Genomic DNA, 21166 nt, shown 5'->3' with positions numbered 1-21166 from the left:
TGCTCAGTTGATGGGGCAGTTGTTGGTGACGTCGTCGCGCGCCACGCGCACGGCCACGCCCTGGGTGACCTCGACCTGGGCCTCGGTCTCAATGTCGGTGGCTTCGGCGCGGATTTCCCAGACGCTGTCGGCGCAGGCGGAGTTGCCGTCGACGGCGCCGGCCACGCCGAAGCTCTGCGAACTGCCCATGCTGCACACCTGGTCCTCGGGCTTGGCCAGGTCGAGCGCCGTGTTCCTGATCGCCGGGGCCTTGACGCACTTCGGGCGCGGCGCGATCTTCACGCGCACATCGTCTTCGCCGTCGCCATTCGTGTCGACGCAGCGCTCGTTGGCGGCGCCGCAGGGATTGGCCAGCACATGGTCGGGCGTGACGGTGAAGCGGGTGTTGCTGATGACTTCCTCGACCACTTCGCGGGCGGCGGCGGCGGCTTCGTCGCGCTGCTGCATGTTGCTGACGATCTGCAGGTTCGATTTGCCGACGTTGAAGGTGGTCAGCGCCACCAGGGTCAGCAGCACCAGCATGATCAGGGCCGTGATCAGGGTTACGCCGCGCTCGCGGCCTTGCCGTATGACGCGCCCGGCGTTCATGGCAGTCTCCTTCCGGCCGGGTTGGGCAGCGCCACCTGCGCCTGGAATACGTGGCGCTTGTAGCCATCCTCGGCCGCCTCGACGACATGCTCTTCTCCGGCGGCATCCAGGCCCAGGGTATAGGACTTGGTGTCGCGGTAGCCCGGCGTGGCCTCGGTATTGCGCGCCAGCAGGTGGATGCGCACGGCCACTGCGCTGCGCCAGTTGGCAACCGCGCAGTCCGCGCTGCCGCAGCCGGCGGCGCTGGCAGGATCGGCGGCGGTGGTGTCGGCCACGCCGTCCTGGACCAGGTCCAGGCCGTACTCCAGCTGCATGTTCTCGATGCCTTCCGCCAGCGGCACGACGGTCCAGGTCGGCGCTTCGCCGTTGCTGCCCAGCTCGAGACGCTTGAGGGTCGGGATACCGTCGCCGGCGCGGTTGTTGTTGGCCACGTAGTAGATATGGGTGTGGTAGCGGCGGATCGCGGCCAGGGTTCCGCTATTGGCCGCCTGCGTGCAGTCGCGCCGGCGGCGGTCGAGGTTGGCGGTCGACAGGCTGAGCGCATAGAAGTCGTCGACGTCGCCGGAATCGAGCTGGGTGGGGTTGTTGCACAGCGAGGCCTGGAAGAAGGGGCCGCCCTGCGCCAGCGGCGCGCAATTGCCGCTGCCGGCGACGCAGGTCGCGGTGCGGCGCAACACCAGCACGTCGGTGCCGGCGCGTACGTCGCTCAGGCAGGCAGGCAGGGCGGCGCCATCGTCCAGGCCCTGGACCGGCAGCACCAGGCCGGCGCGCAGTTCGGCCAGGTCGGCCGCGCACAGGAGCGGCAACTCTGCCGGGTTGTCCAGCACGCCGGGATCGAATTCGGCATAGTAGCCGGCATTGCGCAGGTCGACGCCCAGCAGGTCGATCGCGAAGCGGCCGTTCTCGACCTGGCGGTGCGACTTCTCGATTTCCTGCTGGGCGCGGGTGTTCTTGACGAACATGGTGGACAGCAGAGCGAGGATGACCAGGCCGATGGCGACGGCGATCATCAGCTCGACCAGCGAGAAGCCGCGGGCGCGGCGCAAGGCAGGCAAGGGGGGCAAGGGGGGCAAGGGGGGCAGGGGGCGCATCGGGCGGTCTCCTCAGGTGCAGCCGGGCAGGCCGACAGCCACCCGCACCGAGACGGCGCGGCGGTGGGTTTCGTCGCCATACAGGTCCTTGCCGCAGGCCTGGGATGGGGCGCGGGTGGGATGCATGCCCTGCCAGACGACGGTGACCAGGTAGACCGCCGGCGTGCACACGCCGGCAGCCTCGTTGCTGGCGCGGACTTCGGTGATGCAGCCGCGTGCGTCCTGCATCGCGCCGGCCTGGGCGCCGTCCTCGCGCTGCTCGGCCGCGCCCTTGAGGGCGGCGCTCCATTCGCACAGGTCGCGCTCGCTGCGGGCTGCCAGCAGGGCGCAGTCGCCTTCCATGTCGTCGCCGGTGCCCAATGGTGCCTCGGTCTCGTAGGCGGCCGCGTCAGCCGGGTTGCCGGCCAGGCGCGACTGCATGTCCTGCAGCAGCACCGCGGCCTGGGCGCGCTGGTAGGACTCGAGCGTGCCCACGTGGGCCTTGGCCTGGAAGGCGGCCAGGCCGAGCAGGCCGAAGGCCAGCACGGCCATCGTGACCAGGACCTCGACCAGGCTCACGCCGCGTGCGCGCGCAAAATGGGGAAGCGTTCGGTTCATGGCGTCAGCAGGAGGCAGTAATTTGCTTGGGACGGCCCGACAGGTCGACCGCGACGCAGCGCAGTTCGTCCCCGTCGCCGGCCGCGATGTCGAAGGCCGGCAGGTTCGCACCCTTGGTGCGCCCGTTGGGCAGGTAGGTGACGCTGTCGGGGCCGTCGATGCTGGCGCCCGGCACCGCCGGATGGTCGTGCAGCAGGCGGTCGGCGTCGCCCGGGTCGGCGATCTGCCAGCCGGCCTGCCAGCCGTCGTCGGCCGGCGCCAGGGTGACTTCGCGGTTGCGCTTGATCGCTTCGCTGCGCGCCAGGTTCAGGGCGGTGTAAAGGTCGGTTCCGGCGCTGCGTGCGCGCATGGTTGCCACCAGGCTGCTGTAGGCGGGCGCCGCGATCGCCAGCACGGCCGACAGGATCAGCAGCACGATCATGAGTTCGGGCAGCGTCAGGCCGCCCTGGCGTCCGTTTACCATTTGTCGCCCGGCGTGCGGGCGCCGGCCTGGTCGATGCTGAGGACGTCGTCGCCGGCCTGGCTGGTGCCGGGGCGCGGGGTCGCGGTGATGGTATAGCCCTGCGGCGGGCCGTCCTCGAGTTCGATCGCGATCTCGTACTTCTCGTCGATGTGCTCGGGCACCGGCAAGTGCAGGTCGTCGACGCTGTCGGCATAGCTGCGCGAATCGGCCATGAACTGGGCCTGGGCCTGGCTCAGCTCCATCAGGTAGGCCTGGGCCGCGCTGCGTTTGCTGCGCACGACGTACTCGCTGTAGGCGGGCAGGGCGATCGCGGCCAGGATGCCGACGATCGCCACCGCCACCATGAGCTCGACCAGGGTGAAGCCACGCTGCCTGCGGGATGCTTGGGTGTGCATGGTATTGCCCCATGGAATCATAAATTGTTGCCCAGTATAAACATCGAAGCTGTCAGAATGCTGAATTTGCGCTGACAAAACGCTGACAAGTGGCCGGTGACCGGAGTGGCATGATGCGTGTGAGCCACACAAGGCGGCCCGTACCCGGTAAAATCGAGGGTTTTGCAGAACCCGAATTGGCCGAGACCATGTCCACCGACACCGACGCAGCATCCGTAGCACCTATCAGCGAACCCTCCAGCGACAATGTCGAGAGCGCCGCCGGCAAGCCGGCTGCGCTGATCGCGCGCGAAGTCGCGCGCCGCCGCACCTTCGGCATCATTTCCCACCCCGACGCGGGTAAAACCACGCTGACCGAGAAGCTGCTGCTGTTCTCGGGCGCGATCCAGCTGGCCGGCACCGTCAAGGGCCGCAAGAGCGGCCGCCATGCGACCTCGGACTGGATGGACATCGAGAAGCAGCGCGGCATTTCGGTGGCGTCCTCGGTGATGCAGTTCGAATTCCGCGAGCACGTGATCAACCTGCTCGACACGCCGGGTCACCAGGACTTCTCGGAAGACACCTACCGCGTGCTGACCGCGGTCGACTCGGCCCTGATGGTGATCGACGCGGCCAAGGGCGTGGAGGAGCAGACCATCAAGCTGCTCGACGTCTGCCGCATGCGCGACACCCCGATCGTCACCTTCATGAACAAGCTCGACCGCGAAACCCGCGACCCGCTGGAGCTGCTCGACGAAGTGGAATCCGTGCTCAAGATCGAGTGCGCGCCGGTGACCTGGCCGATCGGCATGGGCAAGAACTTCCGCGGTGTGTATCACCTGCTGAAGGACGAGATCATGCTGTTCAAGGCCGGCGAGGAGAAGGCCGACGGCGCCTTCGAGATCGTCAAGGGCATCGACAACCCGAAGCTGGCCGAGATGTTCCCGCTCGAGATCGAGCAGCTGAAGATGGAAGTGGAGCTGGTGCACGGCGCCTCGCACGTGTTCGACCTCGAGCGCTTCCTGTCGGGCGTGCAGACCCCGGTGTTCTTCGGCTCGGCGATCAACAACTTCGGCGTGCGCGAGATCCTGTCGGCCCTGGTCGACTGGGCCCCGGCCCCGCGCGAACGCGACGCCACCGTGCGCGCGGTCGGGCCGGTCGAGCCGAAGTTCTCGGGCTTCGTCTTCAAGATCCAGGCCAACATGGACCCGGCCCACCGCGACCGCATCGCCTTCCTGCGCGTGTGCTCGGGACGTTTCGAAAAGGGCATGAAGGTCAGGCACCTGCGCCTGGGGCGCGAAGTGAAACTGTCCTCCGTGGTGACCTTCATGGCGTCGAGCCGCGAGCAGGTGGAAGAAGCCTACGCCGGCGACATCATCGGCCTGCCCAACCACGGCAACATGCAGATCGGCGACAGCTTCTCGGAAGGCGAAATGCTGACCTTCACCGGCATCCCGTACTTCGCGCCGGACCTGTTCCGTACGGTGCGCATCCGTAATCCGCTGAAAGTGAAGCAGCTCCACAAGGGCCTGCAGCAGCTGGGCGAAGAGGGCGCGGTGCAGGTGTTCAAGCCGGTGCTGGGCGCGGACCTGATCCTGGGCGCGGTCGGCGTGCTGCAGTTCGAGGTGGTGGCGAGCCGCCTGCTCAACGAATACGGCGTGGACGCCGTGTTCGAAAGCAGCAGCATCTCGAGTGCGCGCTGGGTGTCGAGCGAGGACAAGAAGTCCCTGTCCGACTTCGAGAACCAGCTAGGCCACCAGGTGGCCTACGACGCGGCCGGCAACCTGGCCTTCCTGGCCACCTCCGGCGTCAATCTGCGCCTGACCCAGGAGCGCTGGCCCAAGCTGACCTTCCACGCGACCCGCGAACACGCGGCCAGGCTCGGCTAACTCCGCTAAGTCCCAGGGTGCGCCGGCCGGCGCACCCGTCCTCCTTGCAGCGCATCAGAAGCCGATCCCGACGCTGCCTTTCAATCCGCCCGCATTCGAAGCGCCGCCGAACTTGTCGGCGCTGCCGTTCACCCGGTACTCGCCGCTGAGCGTCGCCTTGTCGTTCAATTTGTATTTGGCGCCGACCGCGCCGAAGGCGCCGGTGCGCGTTTGCGGACCGGTCGGCTTGCCGGACGCCTGCGCCTCCGGCGTAAGGAGACCGTCATCCACCACGCTGCTGTGCGCGACGCCGAACTTGCCATAGGCCGACAGGCGCTCGTTGACCGGCACCGTGAGCCTGGCGGCAAGGTAGGTGGTGTTGCTGACCGCGCCAAGGTCGCCTGCCGCGAACGCAGCCTGCGCCGCGCCCGCCCCGCGGCCGAAGGGATCGATCTTGTGGAAGCCTTCGTCCTTGAGGAAGGAATAGCCGGTTTCGATGGCGAGGTAGGGATTCAAGGCATAGCCGAGCACAAGCCGGGGATCGGTGCGAAAGCCCGGGAACAGGCGATCGTTCGGATTGACGGCCTCGTTGCCGCCATAAAGGGGCGAATGGCGCTTGACGCCCTGCGCCAGCGGACCGAGGCTGCCTCGCGCCTGTGCTTCCAGGTGCGGCTGCGGCATGCCGGGCGGCTGCGCCTGGACGAGGCTGGAGGAGAAGAGTGCTGCGGCGATAAGGATGCCCCTGGCGTGCATGCGTGTTCCTTTGCGAAATGCTTGATCCGGTCGTGCGGCAGGATACAGGATGCCGCGTTGCCAACTGTGGCAAATTGGTAACTAGCTGTTTCACGAATGCATATGTCCGACTACGGGGCCGGTGGTCTGCGCCAACGCAAACTGCGCTCGCTTTGAACCGCGTAGATTCATTGAATGCAATCTGGAAATAACGCGTGTTTTCGACAGGGAGGCATCATGCAAACATACAAGAACACTTCCCGTTTCACCACGCCGCCGCAGCGGGCCTGAGCGATGCTGTCGCGGCTCAAGATCGGCCCCAAGCTGCTGCTGGCGCCCGGCGTCGTCTTGCTCCTGCTGGTGCTGCTCTCGAGCGGCGCCTATGTCGCGATGGTGCGCCAGCACGCCTCGCTGCAGGCGATCGTCGGCCCGCGCGCCATGCAGATGCGCAGCGCCACCGAACTGGTGGCCCAGGTCCAGCGCGTCCATGCCGACACCTACAGGCTGCTCACCTGGCTGGGAAGCAGTATTTCCCGGCCCCGCATCGAGCTGCTCATTGCCGACATCCACCGCCAGCATGCGGCCATCGCGCGCGCCTTCGGCGAGCTGGCGCGCCGGACCCCGGCCGGCGCCGAGCGCCGCCATGCCGAGGGCGCGGCCCAGGCGCATCGGCTGTACGTGCGGGCGGCGCGCGAGGTGGTCGAGCTGGCCCATGCCGACCAGACCATCGGCGCCAACGCCATGATCAAGCCCGAGGCCGCGTTCTCAAGGCTGGTGCAGCGCATGGCCATGCTGGCGCAGCACGAGCGCGCGCTGTCGGAACAGGCGTCGCAAAGCGCGGCGGCCGACTTCCGGGTAGGCGCCGGCCTGATGCCCTTCGTGGTCCTGCTGGCGGTCGGGGTGTCGCTCGCGATCACGATCGCGGTGCGGCGTTCGCTGCTGCTCGAGATACGCGCGATCGGCGCGGCCGCTTCCGGGCTGGCCAGCGGCGACCTGACCGTGGGCGAACGCGTGTATGGAGACGACGAGATCGGCGAGATTTCGCGTGCCCTCGACGCCGGGATCCGCAACCTGAACGGCAGCCTGCGCACGGTGCTGGAATCGGCGCACACGATCGGCAGCGCCTCGCGCGACCTTGGCCTGGGCAAGCTCGGCATGCACAGCCGCGCCGGCTTCCGGCGCCAGGCGCTGGAAGACACCGCCGCCTCGATGCAGCGGCTGGCCGAGCACGCTACCGTGACGGCCACCGGCGCGCTCGCGGCCAGCCGGCTGGCCCGGTCGGCATCAAGCAGCGCACGCGAAGGCGGCCTGACGGTCGAGCGCATGGCGGCCACGATGGCGCGCGTGAAGGAGGGCGCCGCGCAGGCGGCCGAGGTGGCGGGCGCCATCGACGCGCTGGCCAGCGAGGCGGGCACGCTGGCGCTCGATTCCGCCCTGGCTTCGGCGCGCGGCGACGGCCGGGGGAGCGAGTTCGCGGACGCCGCCGGCGAGGTGCGGGCCTTGGCCCAGCGCGCGGCGCGCGCCGCGCGCGAGGTGCGCGAACTGGCGGCGCGCTCGGTGGCCGAGATCGAGGCGTGCACCGCATGGGCGGCCCAGGCCGGCGCCAGCATGCAGGACGCCGCCGGCTCGTTGGGCGCCGTGGAGGAGCTCGCAGGCAAGATCGGCAGCGCCGGTGCGGGGCAGGCAGGCAGCCTGGCCGAGGTCAACCAGGCGATCGTGCGGATCGACGAGGTAAGCCAGCAGAACTGCGCGCTGGTCGAGGAAGCGGCCGCCGCGGCGCGCACCCTGCAGATGCAGGCGCTGGCGCTGTCGCGCACGGTCGCTGCCTTCCGCCTCGACGCGCCCGACACCGCGTTGGGCACGCAGGACGAGGGCGCCAGGCCGCAGCAAAAAGAAAGCGGCGTCCCCCGGGATCTCCCCAGGGAACGCCGTCTTCACGAGCGTTCGCACCTGCGACTCGCGTCGAGCCGCAAATGAGCCGCAGACAAGCCCTTAGTGCGACTTATTCATAATCGCTGATCGGCGCGCAGCCGCAGAACAGGTTGCGGTCGCCGTACACGTTGTCCGCGCGGCCGACCGGCGGCCAGTACTTCTTCTTGCGCAGCGAGGCCACCGGGAAGGCCGCCACTTCGCGCGAGTACGAATGCTGCCAGTCGTCTGCGGTCACCACCTCGGCGGTGTGCGGAGCGCCCTTGAGCGGATTGTCCATCTTGTCGTACTCGCCGCGCTCGACCTTCACGATCTCGGCATGGATGGTGATCATCGCTTCGACGAAGCGATCCAGCTCGGCCTTCGACTCCGACTCGGTCGGCTCGATCATGAGCGTGCCCGGCACCGGGAAGCTCATGGTCGGGGCGTGGAAGCCGAAGTCCATCAGGCGCTTGGCCACGTCTTCGTTCGAGATGCCGGTCTTGTCCTGCAGCGGGCGCAGGTCGATGATGCACTCGTGCGCCACCAGGCCGTCGTGGCCGGTGTACAGCACCGGGTAGTGCGGCGCCAGGCGGCGGGCGATGTAGTTGGCGTTCAGGATCGCCACTTCGGTCGCCGCGGTCAGGCCGGAGGCGCCCATCATCGCGATGTACATCCACGAGATCGGCAAAATCGAGGCCGAGCCGTAGGCGGCGGCGCTCACCGCGCCGATGCCCGCTTCGTTGCGCACGTAACCTGTCGACAGCTGGTTCGGCAGGAAGGGCGCCAGGTGGGCGCCCACGCCGATCGGGCCGACGCCGGGGCCGCCGCCGCCGTGCGGAATGCAGAAGGTCTTGTGCAGGTTCAGGTGGCTGACGTCGCCGCCGAAGGCGCCCGGCGCGGCCACGCCGACCATCGCGTTCATGTTGGCGCCGTCCACATACACCTGTCCGCCGTGCTGGTGCACGATCTCGCACAGTTCGCGGATGCCTTCCTCGAACACGCCGTGGGTCGACGGGTAGGTGACCATGACGCAGGCCAGGTCACGGCTGTACTGCTCGGCCTTGGCCTTCAGGTCGGCCAGGTCGACGTTGCCGTTCTCGTCGCAGGCGGTGACCACGACCTTCATGCCGACCATGCTGGCCGACGCCGGGTTGGTGCCGTGCGCCGAAGACGGGATCAGGCAGATGTTGCGGTGGCCTTCGCCGCGCGCTTGATGGTATTTCTGGATCACCAGCAGGCCCGCGTATTCGCCCTGCGAGCCGGCGTTCGGCTGCAGCGAGATCGCGGCGTAGCCGGTGGCGGCGCACAGCATGGCTTCCAGCTGGCCGATCATCTCGCGGTAGCCGACGGTCTGGTCGCCTGGGGCGAACGGGTGGATGTTCGAGAACTCGGGCCAGGTGACCGGGATCATTTCCGAGGTCGCGTTCAGCTTCATGGTGCAGGAGCCGAGCGGGATCATGGTGCGGTCCAGCGCCAGGTCCTTGTCCGCCAGGCCACGCAGGTAGCGCAGCATCTCGTGCTCCGCGTGGTAGCGGTTGAAGGTCGGGTGGGTCAGGTAGGCGGAGGTACGCGCCAGTTCCGCCGGGTAGGCCTCCTGCACGTCGCTGTCCAGCGCATCCATGTCGACCGGCTTCCCGTTACCGAAAACCGAGAACAGCAGGGCCAGGTCGTCGCGGGTGGTGGTTTCGTCCAGCGATACGCCTACGTGTCCGTCGTCGATGCGGCGCAGGTTGATGCCGGCCGCTTCGGCGGCAGCATGCAGTGCGGCGGCATCGCCCTTGACGGTCAGGGTGTCGAAGTAGGTGCTGTTCAGCACTTCGGCGCCGAGCGACTTCAGGCCCGCAGCCAGGATGGCGGTCTGGCGGTGCACGCGCTGGGCGATCCTCTTCAGGCCCTGCGGACCGTGGTAGACCGCGTACATGCCGGCCATCACGGCCAGCAGCACCTGGGCGGTACAGATGTTCGAGGTCGCCTTTTCTCGGCGGATGTGCTGTTCGCGGGTCTGCAGCGCCAGGCGGTAGGCCTGGTTGCCCTGGGCGTCCACCGTGACGCCGACCAGGCGGCCGGCCATGCTGCGCTTGAATTCGTCGCGGGTGGCCAGGTAGCCGGCGTGCGGGCCGCCGAAACCGAGCGGCACGCCGAAGCGCTGGCTGTTGCCGACCACCACGTCGGCGCCCCAGGCGCCCGGTGCTTCCAGCATGGTGAGCGCAAGCAGGTCGGCGGCCACGACGACCATGGCGCCGGCAGCGTGCAGGCGTTCGACGGCGGCGCGGTAGTCGCGCACTTCGCCGTTCACGCCCGGGTACTGCAGCAGCACGCCGAAGCAGGTCTCGTCCAGCTTGTCGATGTCGCCCGCTGCGACGACGCGCACTTCGACGCCGATCGGCGTGGCGCGGGTCTGGATCACTTCCAGGGTCTGCGGCAGCACGTCGTCGGCCACGTAGAACACCTTCGAGGCCGACTTGCCGACGCGCTGCAGCAGGGTCATGGCTTCGGCGGCTGCCGTGCCTTCGTCCAGCATCGACGAGTTGGCGATGGCCATGCCGGTCAGGTCCGTGATCATCTGCTGGAAGTTCAGGATCGCTTCCAGGCGGCCCTGCGAGATCTCCGGCTGGTACGGGGTGTAGGCGGTGTACCAGGCCGGGTTCTCGAAGATGTTGCGCAGGATGACTTTTGGCGTGTGGGTGCCGTAGTAGCCCTGGCCGATCATCGATTTCATGACCTTGTTCCTGGAGGCGATCGCCTTCAGCGTAGCCAGCGCGTCCTCTTCGCTGCGCGGTTCGACGAACTGGCCCAGGTCCATCGTGTCCTGGCGGCGGATGTTCGCAGGCACGACCGCGTCGATCAGGGCGGCGCGCGAGGCGTAGCCCAGGGTCGACAGCATGGCTGCCTGTTCGGATTCGGACGGGCCGATGTGGCGCGGGATGAACGAATCGCGCGCTTCGAGTTGGGTGAGGCTGGTGCGGGTCATGGTAATGGCCAAGAGAAGGAGCTGGCGCGGTGGCGCCGGAGTATTGGAGATGGGGATCGCTTACGCTGCTGCAAGTACCTTGTAGGGTGGCCGGCTTGGCCGGCCGCGCGTTCAACCGAGGCTGGCGCTGCCGTGGTGCATGCCGGAGCTGGACGCGCGGTCGGCATAGCCGACCACCCTACGGACCCCACGTCGTATCCGTGGAAACGACGTGGGCAGGATTGCCGATCAGTTGCCGGTGGTCTTGCCGTAGGCGTCGGCGTCCAGCAGCTTGTCGACCGCGCCGGCATCGCTCGGCTGCAGCTTGAACAGCCAGGCGCCGTAGGCATCCTGGTTGATCGAGTCCGGCGCATCGGCGACCGACTGGTTGACGGCGGTGACGGTGCCCGCGACCGGCGCGTAGATGTCGCTGGCGGCCTTGACCGACTCGACCACCGCGGCGTCGCTGCCGGCGGTGAATGCCTTGCCGACCTGCGGCAGCTCGACGAACACGATGTCGCCCAGTGCGTCCTGTGCGTACTCGGTGATGCCGACGGTCAGGGTGCCGTCAGCCTCGCGGCGCACCCACTCGTGGGACTCGGTGTATTTCAGGTCGGTTGGAATGTTCATGTAAGGGCTCCAGTGTGGTGAGGCAGGTAGTATAAACGGTTCTTTTGATTGTTCTGTCTTAGGAAGCGAGGACCTTGCCGTTGCGCACGAACGGCAGTTTGACCACGCTGGCAGCCAGTTTCTTGTCGCGGATTTCCACGTGCACGGTGTCGCCCACCGCCACGTCCAGCGGCACGCGCGCCAGCGCGATCGCCTGCTGCATGCTCGGGCTGAAGGTGCCGCTGGTGATTTCGCCTGCGTTGCCCGAGCTGGCGACCACCTTCTGGTGGGCGCGCAGGATGCCGCCTTTCTCGCGCAGGATCAGGCCGACGAAGTTGGCTTGCTGGCCCTTGGCCTGCAGGGCGGCCTTGCCGACGAAATCGCGTTCCGAGACCAGGTCGATGGTCCAGGCCAGGCCGGCATCGAGCGGGTTGACCGTGTCGTCCATGTCCTGGCCGTACAGGTTCATGCCCGCTTCCAGGCGCAGGGTGTCGCGCGCGCCCAGGCCGGCCGGCTTGATGCCGGCGGTGGCAAAGGCGTTCCACAGGGCTTCGACCTGGCTTGCCGGGACGCCGATCTCGAAGCCGTCCTCGCCGGTGTAGCCGGTGCGGGCCACCATGACTTCGCCGAACGGGGTATCCGGGACGATCACGACATTGAAGGGTTTCAGCGGTTCCGACGCGGCCTGGGTGCCAGGGAGTACCTGCCACACCTTGGCGCGGGCGTTCGGGCCCTGCACCGCGATCAGGGCGATCGGATCGCGGTTCTCATCACTGGGATCGCGGCGCTGTGTGATGGCGACGCCCGAGCCGGTCGCCTCGTTCTGCCGGGTCATCCAGGCCACGTCCTTTTCGGCGGTGCCGGCATTGACGACCAGGCGGAACCAGTCTTCGCTGAAGTAGTAGACGATCAGGTCGTCGATCACGCCGCCGTCGGGATTGAGCATGCAGGAGTACAGGGCCTTGCCGGGAACCTGCAGCTTGTCGACGTTGTTGGCCAGCAGGCCGCGCAGGAAGGGGCGCACCTTGGCGCCCTTGAGGTCCACGACGCACATGTGCGAGACGTCGAACATGCCTGCATCGGTACGCACGGCGTTGTGCTCTTCGATCTGGGAGCCGTAGTTGACCGGCATGTCCCAGCCGCCGAAGTCGACCATCTTGGCTCCGAGGGAGCGGTGTGCGGAATTGAGCGGGGTCGCTTTGAGCGTCATGGAATCCTCGGGCAGTGAATAGGGGTGCGTGCGCACCCTCGAGCAAAACGCTCTGGCGGGTGCCTGTATCCCCTCTGTCCTTGGTACCTGAGAGATAGCGGCTGCGCCGCCTGCCCCTTCGGTGGACCCCATGTCGAATGGGGCCGCTCTCCAGAGTGTGAGCCGCCGCGCCGTGCGCTGCCGCTCCTTGACCAGTCCGTTTGCCTGAGAGTTTGTGGGTAGTGCCCCTTCGGCGGCAGGTGGTCCTGCGCTCTCCCGGTCAAGACTGTGGAGGATATGCCAGCATCGGTCCGGTGTCAACCGAAGGCACTCTCTGCCATAGGGGACGCGCCTTTTTCACAAAGAATTGCCGCACACTATTGCTTTATCCGTCGACCGGGCCTTTTGACGTGTTTTGCTAAACTTGTTCCACACACTTTGCAGTGGGGAAAACGATGAGCGAAGACAAAGCAAAGCAGGTCAAGGAAGCGTGGTTTACGCTGTCGGGCGATGTCAACAGCGACATGGTGCACCGTGTATTCGAGGCAGTGTCGATGATGACCGAAGACGGCATCGAAACGGCCCACGTGATGGTGCAGTCGAACGGCGGCTACGTCAGCGACGGCCTGTGCCTGTACAACTTCCTGGCCAACTCGCCGATCAAGTTCGTCATGTACAACGGCGGGGCGGTGGCCTCGATCGCGGTGATCCTCTACCTGTCCGGCAGCGAACGCTATTGCAGCGAGACGGCGCGCTTCATGATCCACAAGTCGCACGCCACGGCCTCTCCCGGGTCGCGGCCGGATGCGCTCAACATCATCGTCGAGGGCCTGCGCGCCGACGATGCGCGAACCGAATCCATCCTGCGCAAGTGCATCGAACTGACGCCCGAGCAATGGGCCATCCACCAGTACTCCGACCTGCACCTGCAATCGCGCGATGCCAAGGCGGCAGGAATGGTGAACGACATCCGTGACTTCCGCCCGCCGAAAGGCAGCATGCTGCGCAATATCTGAGCACGCCGCGCCGCGGGTGGCGCTGCGCCCGCCGTCTCGTCCCTTCCAGGCAAAACAGCCCATCGCAGTGCGCGATGGGCTGGCGACTCCGTTAGCGCCGGCAGGCCGGCCTGCCCCGCGGTCAGCGGTTCTTGTCGTTCTTGTGGCTCTGGCGGCCGGCTTCCGCATGCTGTTCCGGGGTGCCGCCCCGCGTGCCGCCGCCGCTGCCGCCGCTGCCGCCCGAACGCGAGCCCGAGCCCGAGCCCGATTGCTTGCTGCCGCCCTGGCGGCCGGCTTCGGCGTGCTGCTGCGCGCTGCCGCCTTGCTTCGACTTACCTTGATTCGAGGCCATGATCATTTCCTTTCACAGTGGGGAAAAATGTCCTGCTTGCCGAGCCGGGGCGCTGCCCCTGGCGTGTCCGGTCGAGTCATCATGCTGCCCGTACTGATGAATCGGTATCGGAGCGGAACGTGAGCTGGCGTAGGACGGCCACCGACGCCTTCCGGGCATTACTGCCTTCACTGTGATGGCGAAACGACAGATGGCGGGGTGGATCGCAGTATGTATGCATCCTTTCTATTGCCACACGGAAATAATATGGCACAATGGAATTTCCTCGTCGAATCGCCAAGGTCGTGAATATCGCCCAGACTCCTGCTGTCCGAAAGGCTGCCGCCACGCAGGGCGCGGTGCTGGACGAACTTGTCGGTATCGCCGTCAGCGCGGTATCCGCCGCGCTGATGGACACGGTCAAGCGCATGACGGCCGTCCTGCTGGACCTGACCTGCGCCGGACCCGACCCGCAGGAGGCAGGGCGCCGTATCCGCTCCGGCAACCTGTTGCGGGACAATGCCTACGCCTTCGTGCATCTGGCATCGACCGGGATCGAGCTTGCCCTGCGCAAGGAAGTGGCTGCGCTGGCGCCCGCATTGGCGCCGCCTGCCGCCGCTCCGCTGTCGCTCAGCCTGGTGCCGATGGAAGAATTGGACGACCAGCTTGCCTTTGCCGCCATCAGCCGGCCTTTCGACATCCAGCAGTCCGAACGCCTTGCCTGCCTGGGCGTACGGCTGGGCATGCTGCTCGGACGCGAACTGGTGCGGGCCGGCCACAACCCGTTCCGACCCGAGGTCGTGCTGCGCGCGCTGCGCGAAGCCTGGTGCGAGTTCGAGCCCGACGTGGCTGCGCAGGGCCTGGTGCTGCCACTGCTGCGCCCGGGCGTCGTGTTCGAGCTCGGTCCGGTCCTCGATGCCCTGAACGACCGGCTCAAGCCGAACCGCGCCCGCGAGGAACGCTTCGCCAAGACCGACGACAGCGCCGCCATCCGGGCCGCGCGGGCGCGCCGCGACGCCGCCGTCGCCCTGGGATTGCGCCAGCTGTTCGGCGCAGCCGACGCCGCGCCCGGCGCCGACCTCGGGATTCCCCTGATCCCCAATCTGCCGCCGGGCGGCGGCTGGCGCCCGAGCGCTGCGGCCGGGTTCGCGGCGGGGCAGGCTGCCGACCACCCGCCCGCGACGGCCGGGTTGCCAGGGCAGGGCGCCCAGGCGGCCCATCCCGCGCCCCTGATCGACGTCCTGGAGCAACTGGCCGGGTCGGCGCCGCCCGTCGCTGCCACCGGCGGGCAGGCAGGTCCGGGCGCGGCCGCGCACGGGGTGTTTTACCTGCCGCGCCTGAAGCAGAGCCTGCCGCAGGGCAGCCTGTCGCGCGGCGACGAAACCACGCTCGACCTGCTGTCGCGCATCTTCGAGACCGTGCTGCTGGACGAGTCGATTCCGCAAGAGACGCGCGAACTGATTGCCTTCCTCCAGGTGCCGGTGTTGAAGGCCGCCCTGAAAGACCGCAACTTTTTCTTCGAGGACGCGCACCCGGCGCGGCGCATGCTCGACCTGCTCTCGAGCGCAGGCTGGGAGCGGGCCGGCAACCCGGACGACCCGGTCTATCGCGCCATGCGGCGCGGCGTGGACCGGGTGCGCCGGGAGACCGGGCCGGACGACTCCGTGGTCGCCTTCGCCGCTGCGGTGGCCGAACTGGAAGCGAGCATGGCCGAGCGCGACGGTGCCGAGCAGGCCGCGATCGCCGGTCCGATCGCACAGGCGACACACCAGGAAAAGGCGGCTGCGGCGGCCCGCTCGGCCAGGAAGGCGGTGGCCCTGCGACTGGCGGGCGAGCAGGTGGTGGCCCTGATCGGCACCTTCCTGGAACAGCGCTGGACGCCTGTCCTGACGCTGGCCTACACCATCGAGGACAGCCGTCCGGGCGCGGTCGACAACGCCACCCGCGCCATGGATGACCTGATCTGGAGCGTCAAGCCCAAGGCCACCCAGGAGCAGCGCAAGGCCTTGATCAAGCGTCTTCCAGGCCTGCTCACGACGCTCAACAAGTGGCTGGACGCCGTTAAATGGCAGGATGCCGAGCGCCTGCAGTTCTTTGCCGGCCTGGCCGAATGCCACGCTGCGATCGTGCGCGCGCCGGTCGAACTGTCGCCGGAGCGCCAGCTGGAACTGGCCGTGGAAGCCGCCCAGCAGGATGCGCTGCGGCGCATTGCCCAGGAAGCGGCGGCCGAGGAAGAGCCGCAGGCGCCGGTGGACCCGGCGGACCCGGCCACTGCGGCGCTGGCGGCGCTGGAGCGCGGCATGCGGGTGGAATTTTCCAACCCGGCCGGTGTGCGCCGTGTGCGGCTGGCCTGGGTCAGCCCCCTGCGCACGCTCTACATCTTCTCCGGCGCCGGCCGCCAGGAGGCGTTCTCGGTGCCGGCGGAGCGCCTGCTCGACGCCTTCCGCAGCGGCAGCATCCGGGTGCTCGCCGCCGAAGGCGTGGTGGGCCGCGTGCTGACCCAGGCGGTGGGCGAGGCGGCCATGAACGATCCTGCGCGCGCGTCCGGTCCTGCCTTGCGCAAGGTCTAGGCGCCCGGCCGGACGCCTGGCGACCGCTCTACCGGGTTCGGGAGGCCGCTTCTTGGCCGAAATGCAAGCAACCAATGATATGATGGGGCCTTTGACGACTCTCTAGCCCAGCCGAAGCGAACGTGCGCCTCTCCTCCATCAAATTGTCGGGATTCAAGTCTTTCGTCGATCCCACCAATTTCCAGGTGCCCGGCCAGCTTGTCGGCGTGGTCGGCCCGAATGGCTGCGGCAAGTCGAACATCATCGATGCCGTGCGCTGGGTGCTGGGCGAATCCAAGGCGTCCGAGCTGCGCGGCGAGTCGATGCAGGACGTGATCTTCAACGGCTCCACCTACCGCAAGCCGGCCGGGCGCGCCTCGGTCGAGCTGGTGTTCGACAACAGCGCGGGCAAGGCGGCGGGGCAGTGGGGCCAGTATGCCGAGATCGCCGTCAAGCGCACCCTCACGCGCGACGGTACCTCCACCTACTACATCAACGGCCAGCCGGTGCGCCGGCGCGACATCCAGGACATCTTCCTCGGCACCGGCCTCGGGCCGCGCGCCTACGCCATCATCGGCCAGGGCATGATCTCGCGCATCATCGAGTCGCGCCCGGAAGAGCTGCGCGTCTTCCTCGAGGAAGCGGCCGGGGTGTCGAAATACAAGGAACGCCGGCGCGAAACCGAGAACCGCCTGTCCGACACGCGCGAGAACCTGCTGCGGGTCGAGGACATTCTGCGCGAACTGAACGCCAACCTGGAAAAGCTCGAAGCCCAGGCGGCGGTCGCCAGGCGCTTCCACCAGCTGCAGGCCGACCAGGAAGAAAAGCAGAAGCTGCTCTGGCTGTTGCGCAAGAACGAAGCCAAGGCCGAGCAGCTGCGCTATTTCCGCGAGGTCGAAGAAGCGCAGACCGGCCTGGAAGCGCAGACCGCCAGGCTGCGCAACGTCGAGCTCGAACTGGAACACATGCGCCAGGCGCATTTTTCGATCGGCGACCGCCTGCATACGGCACAGGGCGCCCTGTACCAGACCAATGCCGAAATCGGCAGCCTGGAAGCGCAGATCAAGTTCGTGGTCGAATCGCGCACCCGCCTGCAGAACCAGCTCGGCACCCTGGGCGCGCAGCGCGACCAATGGCTGGCCCAGCGCCAGCAATACGAAGAACAGCTGCTCGAGGCCGAGATGACGCTGGAAGAACTCGGCGTGCGCGCCGAGGGCGCCCAGATCGCGGTGGAGGCGCATGGTGAGCGCGTGCCGGAACTGGAAGCCGCCTGGCGCCAGGCCCAGGAGGCTGCCGGCGAGTCGCGCGCCCGCATCATGGCGGTGCAGCAGCGCATCGAGCTGGCCAGCGCCCACCAGCGCAACGCGGCCAACATCCTGACCGGCCTGGCGACGCGGCGCGAACGGCTGCAGCAGGAGAGGAACGGCCTGAACCTGCCGGACAGCGCCACCCTCGACAACCTGCGCCAGCAGCTCGAGGAAAAGCAGCTGGCGCTGGAAGAGCAGACCATGCTGCTCGACGAGGCCAGCGCGCGCCAGGAGGTGGTCGAGGGGGAGCGCAGGGAGGCGCACGCGCTGGTGGCGCAGGAGTCGGCCGCATCGGCCCAGCTGGAAGCGCGCCTGGCGGCGCTGCGCCAGGTGCAGGACCGGGTCCAGACCCAGGGCAAGGTCCAGCCATGGCTCGAGAAGCATGAACTGTCGGGCCTGCCGCGCCTGTGGCAGAAGCTCGACATCGAGGAAGGCTGGGAAGCCGCGCTGGAGGCCGTACTGCGCGAACGCGCCGGTGCGCTCGAGGTGTCGAACCTCGACTGGGCCAAGGCCTTCTTCAGCGATGCGCCGCCGGCCCGCCTGGCCCTGTACGCGCCGGCGCCGGGCGCAGCCGCCCCGGTGGATGCGCAGGGCCTGAAACCCTTCGCCAGCCTGCTGCGCCTGAACGACCCCGGCGTGCGCGGCGTGCTGAACGACTGGCTGCAGCATGTCTACGTCGCCCAGGATGCCGCCGAGGCCTTTGCCAACCGTAGCCGCTTGCCGCCGGGCGGCTGCTTCGTCACGCGCCAGGGTCACCTGGTCGGTGCATCGAGCGTACGCTTCCACGCCCCCGATGCGGAACAGGACGGCATGCTGGCGCGCCAGCACGAGATCGACAATACGACCAAGCAGTTGCGCGCCCAGGCCCTGCTGCTGGACGAAGCGCGCAGCCGCGCCACCCGCGCCGACGCGGCCGTGAGCGAACTGACGCGGCGCTTGCAGGATGCGCGCCAGCGCGTCGCCACGCTCACGCGCGAGGTGCATGCCCTGCAGATCGAGGTGCTCAAGCAAAGCGAGATCGAGGCGCGCTTCAACCAGCGCAGCGGCCAGATCGCGGCCGACCTGTCCGAGATCGCGGCCCAGGAAGCCGAGCAGCGGCAGGCCGCTGCGGAAGCCGAGCAGGAGTTCGAACAGCTCGACATGGAGCTGGCCGAGCTGCAGGGCAGCCACGAGGACGGCCAGACCGTCTTCATCCAACAGGAGCAGCTTCTGGCCGACGCGCGCCAGAAGCTGCGCGACCTGGAACGCGGAGCACAGGAAGCCCAGTTCGCCGAACGCCAGCAGCGCAGCAGGATCGACGAACTGCGCCGCAACATCGCCACCGCCACCAGCCAGGCCGAGCAGGTTGCGGCCAGCCTCGGCGCCGGCCGGCTCGAACTGGAGGCCCTGGAAGCCGGCACTGCCCATGAAGGGCTGCAGGAACTGCTCGAGCGGCGCGGCACGCAGGAACGCGCGCTGGCGGACGCGCGCCATGAACTCGACCAGATCACGCTGCAGCTGCGCCAGTTCGAGGAAGCGCGCATGGGCAACGAACGCAGCCTGCAGCCGCTGCGCGACCGCATCACCGAGCTGCAGCTGAAGGAGCAGGCCGCCCGCCTGAACCAGGAACAGTTCGCCGAGGCGCTGGCCGCCACCGGCGCCATCGAGGCCGAGCTGGCGGAAAAGCTCGACCCCGAGCTCAAGCCGCAATACCTGCAGGGCGAGGTCACGCGCCTGGGCAACGCCATCAGCGGCCTCGGCGCCGTCAACCTGGCCGCCGTCGACGAGCTGGCCCAGGCCGCCGAGCGCAAACGCTACCTCGATTCGCAGAATAACGACCTGCAGGAAGCCATCGGTACGCTGGAAGACGCGATCCACCGCATCGACCGCGAGACGCGCGACCTGCTACAGGACACCTTCGATCGCGTGAACACCCATTTCTCCGAGCTGTTCCCGATCCTGTTCGGCGGCGGCAACGCCAGGCTGGTGATGACCGGCGACGAGATCCTCGATTCCGGCGTGCAGGTGATGGCCCAGCCGCCGGGCAAGAAGAACGCCACCATCCACCTGCTGTCGGGCGGCGAAAAGGCGCTCACGGCGACGGCCCTGGTGTTCTCGATGTTCCGCCTGAACCCGGCGCCGTTCTGCCTGCTGGACGAGGTGGATGCGCCGCTGGACGACGCCAATACGGAGCGCTTCTGCCGCATGGTCAAGCGCATGTCGGACCAGACCCAATTCCTCTTCATTTCGCACAACAAGATCGCGATGGAGATGGCCAATCAACTGATCGGTGTGACGATGCAGGAGCAGGGCGTATCGCGCATCGTGGCGGTGGACATGGAGTCCGCCGCGAACTTCGCAACTGAGGCACAAGCAGCATGACTGATTTCCAAATGAGCCTGATCGCAGCGGCCGGCGTCTTCGTCGGCGGCGTCATCGCGTACAACAAGTGGCAGGAGTACCGCGCCCGCAAGAGTGTGGAACGCGCCTTCGCATCGGACCACGACGATGTCCTGATGCGCTCGGGCGACGCGCCGGCCGAGCGCGGCGCAGCCGAGGGCGCCTTCGTCGAGCGCCAGGAGCCGGTGCTCGACCTCGGCGCCGAGAGCCCGCTGGCCCCGCTCGACGTGGAGCCGGGCGGCGCGGCGCCGCAGCCGGGCCTCGACGCAGCCGCGCCCCCGGAACCGGAGCCAGCGCCGGCGCCGGCTCCCGCGGCAGGCGCGCGCAAGCCAACCACCATTGCTTCACTGGCGCCGGCTGCGCCGCTGCCGGATGCGCCCGCACCCGCCGAACTGGCCGAAAGCCTGGTCGACCCGCTGATCGACTGCATCATTCCCCTGAATTTCGAAGGCGCACTGCGCGGCGACAAGATCCTGCCGGCCCTCTCGAGGCTGCGCCTGGTCGGCAACAAGCCGATCCACTACATCGGCTTTGCGGTGAGCGGCGACTGGGAACCGATCGTGCACGGCGGCGTATACACCAGGCTGCAGGCCGGCGTGCAGCTGGCGACCCGCACCACGGCCCTGAACGAGATCGAATATTCCGAAATGGTGACGCGCCTGCGCGCGGTGGCCGACGAGATCGGCGCCGAGCCGGAAGTGCCCGACATGATCGAGGTGATGAGCGAAGCACGCACGCTGCACCGCTTCGTGGCCGGCCACGACGCCCAGCTGGGCGTGAACCTGGCCGCCAACGGCGCTCCCTGGGCGATCTCGACCCTTATCGGGGCGCTGGAAAACCACGGCTTCGACGTCCGTCCGGACGGCCGCTTCTCGATGCCCGACAAGGGGGAGGGAGGCACCGGCGGCGTGCTGTTCACGCTGACGACCAATGTCACCCTGGGCGCCGACACCACCTCGCGCCTGACCCTGCTGCTCGACGTGCCCTGCGTCGCGCCAGGCCGCGACGGTTTCGGCGCCATGGTCAAGTGCGCCAAGGAGCTGACCGCGCGCCTGGACGCCACCATCGTCGACGACTTCGAGCAGCCGCTGCCCGATCCTGCGCTGGAAGAGATCAAGGGCCAGGTCGCCGAGTTCTACCAGGAGATGGAAGCGGCCGACATCCCGGCCGGTTCCACCCGCGCGCTGCGCCTGTTCGTCTGAGGGAGGCCAGGTGGCTGAACGACAGGATCAT

General features: G+C 68.0%; 16 protein-coding genes and 2 riboswitches. Of the genes, 6 read left to right on the top strand and 10 right to left on the bottom strand.

What is annotated here, in order from left to right:
• Nucleotides 1-3: 3 nt before the first annotated feature.
• From AC56KL_RS00545 to AC56KL_RS00525, 5 genes are read right to left on the bottom strand one after another with little or no spacing between them, the layout of a single operon-like run.
• Complete coding sequence (locus AC56KL_RS00545; RefSeq protein ID WP_497178209.1) at nucleotides 4-588, bottom strand: hypothetical protein; 585 nt, start codon at nucleotides 586-588, stop codon at nucleotides 4-6.
• On the bottom strand, nucleotides 585-1679 hold the full coding sequence (locus AC56KL_RS00540) for a PilW family protein (RefSeq protein ID WP_497178208.1): 1095 nt from the start codon (nucleotides 1677-1679) through the stop codon (nucleotides 585-587). The genes AC56KL_RS00545 and AC56KL_RS00540 overlap by 4 nt, the downstream gene beginning before the upstream one ends.
• A gap of 12 nt (nucleotides 1680-1691) precedes the next feature.
• Nucleotides 1692-2276, bottom strand: coding sequence for a type IV pilus modification PilV family protein (locus AC56KL_RS00535; RefSeq protein WP_497178207.1), 585 nt, complete (start codon nucleotides 2274-2276; stop codon nucleotides 1692-1694).
• A 4-nt stretch (nucleotides 2277-2280) separates the two neighbouring features.
• Nucleotides 2281-2739: a GspH/FimT family pseudopilin gene (locus AC56KL_RS00530; RefSeq protein ID WP_497178206.1), complete on the bottom strand. Its 459-nt coding sequence runs from the start codon at nucleotides 2737-2739 to the stop codon at nucleotides 2281-2283.
• The gene (locus AC56KL_RS00525) at nucleotides 2733-3134 is read right to left on the bottom strand and encodes a type IV pilin protein (RefSeq protein WP_497178205.1); all 402 of its coding nucleotides are present in this window, start codon (nucleotides 3132-3134) and stop codon (nucleotides 2733-2735) included. The genes AC56KL_RS00530 and AC56KL_RS00525 overlap by 7 nt, the downstream gene beginning before the upstream one ends.
• Before the next feature lie 188 nt (nucleotides 3135-3322).
• Here AC56KL_RS00525 and AC56KL_RS00520 point away from each other — a divergent pair, with 188 nt between their 5' ends.
• A complete protein-coding gene (locus tag AC56KL_RS00520; protein WP_497178204.1) occupies nucleotides 3323-5002 on the top strand; it encodes a peptide chain release factor 3 in 1680 nt (559 codons plus the stop codon).
• A 54-nt stretch (nucleotides 5003-5056) separates the two neighbouring features.
• On the opposite strand, the gene AC56KL_RS00515 is transcribed toward AC56KL_RS00520, so the two are convergent.
• Nucleotides 5057-5734, bottom strand: coding sequence for an outer membrane beta-barrel protein (locus tag AC56KL_RS00515; protein WP_497178203.1), 678 nt, complete (start codon nucleotides 5732-5734; stop codon nucleotides 5057-5059).
• 273 nt (nucleotides 5735-6007) lie between these two features.
• On the opposite strand from AC56KL_RS00515, the gene AC56KL_RS00510 reads away from it, so the two are divergent.
• Nucleotides 6008-7690: a methyl-accepting chemotaxis protein gene (locus tag AC56KL_RS00510; RefSeq protein ID WP_497178202.1), complete on the top strand. Its 1683-nt coding sequence runs from the start codon at nucleotides 6008-6010 to the stop codon at nucleotides 7688-7690.
• A gap of 25 nt (nucleotides 7691-7715) precedes the next feature.
• Here AC56KL_RS00510 and gcvP read toward each other — a convergent pair whose 3' ends face one another.
• From gcvP to gcvT, 3 genes are all read right to left on the bottom strand, one after another.
• Nucleotides 7716-10595 carry an aminomethyl-transferring glycine dehydrogenase gene (gene gcvP / locus AC56KL_RS00505; protein WP_497178201.1) on the bottom strand — a complete coding sequence of 960 codons (2880 nt, stop codon included), beginning with the start codon at nucleotides 10593-10595 and terminating at the stop codon, nucleotides 7716-7718.
• Nucleotides 10596-10823: 228 nt separating this feature from the next.
• Complete coding sequence (gene gcvH / locus AC56KL_RS00500; RefSeq protein WP_497178200.1) at nucleotides 10824-11204, bottom strand: glycine cleavage system protein GcvH; 381 nt, start codon at nucleotides 11202-11204, stop codon at nucleotides 10824-10826.
• A 58-nt stretch (nucleotides 11205-11262) separates the two neighbouring features.
• Nucleotides 11263-12393, bottom strand: a complete 1131-nt coding sequence (gene gcvT / locus AC56KL_RS00495; RefSeq protein ID WP_497178199.1) for a glycine cleavage system aminomethyltransferase GcvT — start codon at nucleotides 12391-12393, stop codon at nucleotides 11263-11265.
• A 64-nt stretch (nucleotides 12394-12457) separates the two neighbouring features.
• Nucleotides 12458-12557, bottom strand: a riboswitch (glycine riboswitch).
• Between the two features lie 18 nt (nucleotides 12558-12575).
• Nucleotides 12576-12661, bottom strand: a riboswitch (glycine riboswitch).
• Nucleotides 12662-12827: 166 nt separating this feature from the next.
• Here gcvT and AC56KL_RS00490 point away from each other — a divergent pair.
• Entirely contained in the window at nucleotides 12828-13388 is a 561-nt protein-coding gene (locus AC56KL_RS00490) for an ATP-dependent Clp protease proteolytic subunit (RefSeq protein WP_497178198.1), read from the top strand.
• Nucleotides 13389-13509: 121 nt separating this feature from the next.
• On the opposite strand, the gene AC56KL_RS00485 is transcribed toward AC56KL_RS00490, so the two are convergent.
• On the bottom strand, nucleotides 13510-13719 hold the full coding sequence (locus AC56KL_RS00485) for a hypothetical protein (RefSeq protein ID WP_497178197.1): 210 nt from the start codon (nucleotides 13717-13719) through the stop codon (nucleotides 13510-13512).
• 254 nt (nucleotides 13720-13973) lie between these two features.
• Here AC56KL_RS00485 and AC56KL_RS00480 point away from each other — a divergent pair, with 254 nt between their 5' ends.
• From AC56KL_RS00480 to AC56KL_RS00470, 3 genes are all read left to right on the top strand, one after another.
• Nucleotides 13974-16268: a DUF1631 family protein gene (locus AC56KL_RS00480; RefSeq protein WP_497178196.1), complete on the top strand. Its 2295-nt coding sequence runs from the start codon at nucleotides 13974-13976 to the stop codon at nucleotides 16266-16268.
• A gap of 122 nt (nucleotides 16269-16390) precedes the next feature.
• The gene (smc, locus tag AC56KL_RS00475; RefSeq protein ID WP_497178195.1) at nucleotides 16391-19915 is read left to right on the top strand and encodes a chromosome segregation protein SMC; all 3525 of its coding nucleotides are present in this window, start codon (nucleotides 16391-16393) and stop codon (nucleotides 19913-19915) included.
• Nucleotides 19912-21135 (top strand): cell division protein ZipA C-terminal FtsZ-binding domain-containing protein, encoded by a 1224-nt coding sequence (locus AC56KL_RS00470; protein ID WP_497178194.1) that lies wholly within the window; start codon nucleotides 19912-19914, stop codon nucleotides 21133-21135. The genes smc and AC56KL_RS00470 overlap by 4 nt, the downstream gene beginning before the upstream one ends.
• Nucleotides 21136-21166 lie beyond the last annotated feature (31 nt).

It is taken from the genome of Telluria sp. ZB4P34, assembly GCF_059686055.1.
Note: the sequence above shows the minus strand (reverse complement) of the source record. Positions and strands in the feature narration are given on the sequence as shown.

Bases quoted from the DNA above. Each gene is read 5' to 3' on its own strand.
- AC56KL_RS00535 (WP_497178207.1), bottom strand. From the start codon at position 2,276: ATGAACCGAACGCTTCCCCATTTTGCGCGCGCACGCGGCGTGAGCCTG.
- AC56KL_RS00540 (WP_497178208.1), bottom strand. From the start codon at position 1,679: ATGCGCCCCCTGCCCCCCTTGCCCCCCTTGCCCCCCTTGCCTGCCTTG.
- AC56KL_RS00530 (WP_497178206.1), bottom strand. From the start codon at position 2,739: ATGGTAAACGGACGCCAGGGCGGCCTGACGCTGCCCGAACTCATGATC.
- AC56KL_RS00520 (WP_497178204.1), top strand. From the start codon at position 3,323: ATGTCCACCGACACCGACGCAGCATCCGTAGCACCTATCAGCGAACCC.
- AC56KL_RS00545 (WP_497178209.1), bottom strand. From the start codon at position 588: ATGAACGCCGGGCGCGTCATACGGCAAGGCCGCGAGCGCGGCGTAACC.
- gcvT (WP_497178199.1), bottom strand. From the start codon at position 12,393: ATGACGCTCAAAGCGACCCCGCTCAATTCCGCACACCGCTCCCTCGGA.
- AC56KL_RS00510 (WP_497178202.1), top strand. From the start codon at position 6,008: ATGCTGTCGCGGCTCAAGATCGGCCCCAAGCTGCTGCTGGCGCCCGGC.
- AC56KL_RS00490 (WP_497178198.1), top strand. From the start codon at position 12,828: ATGAGCGAAGACAAAGCAAAGCAGGTCAAGGAAGCGTGGTTTACGCTG.
- AC56KL_RS00515 (WP_497178203.1), bottom strand. From the start codon at position 5,734: ATGCACGCCAGGGGCATCCTTATCGCCGCAGCACTCTTCTCCTCCAGC.
- AC56KL_RS00485 (WP_497178197.1), bottom strand. From the start codon at position 13,719: ATGGCCTCGAATCAAGGTAAGTCGAAGCAAGGCGGCAGCGCGCAGCAG.
- AC56KL_RS00480 (WP_497178196.1), top strand. From the start codon at position 13,974: ATGGAATTTCCTCGTCGAATCGCCAAGGTCGTGAATATCGCCCAGACT.
- AC56KL_RS00470 (WP_497178194.1), top strand. From the start codon at position 19,912: ATGACTGATTTCCAAATGAGCCTGATCGCAGCGGCCGGCGTCTTCGTC.
- AC56KL_RS00525 (WP_497178205.1), bottom strand. From the start codon at position 3,134: ATGCACACCCAAGCATCCCGCAGGCAGCGTGGCTTCACCCTGGTCGAG.
- gcvH (WP_497178200.1), bottom strand. From the start codon at position 11,204: ATGAACATTCCAACCGACCTGAAATACACCGAGTCCCACGAGTGGGTG.
- gcvP (WP_497178201.1), bottom strand. From the start codon at position 10,595: ATGACCCGCACCAGCCTCACCCAACTCGAAGCGCGCGATTCGTTCATC.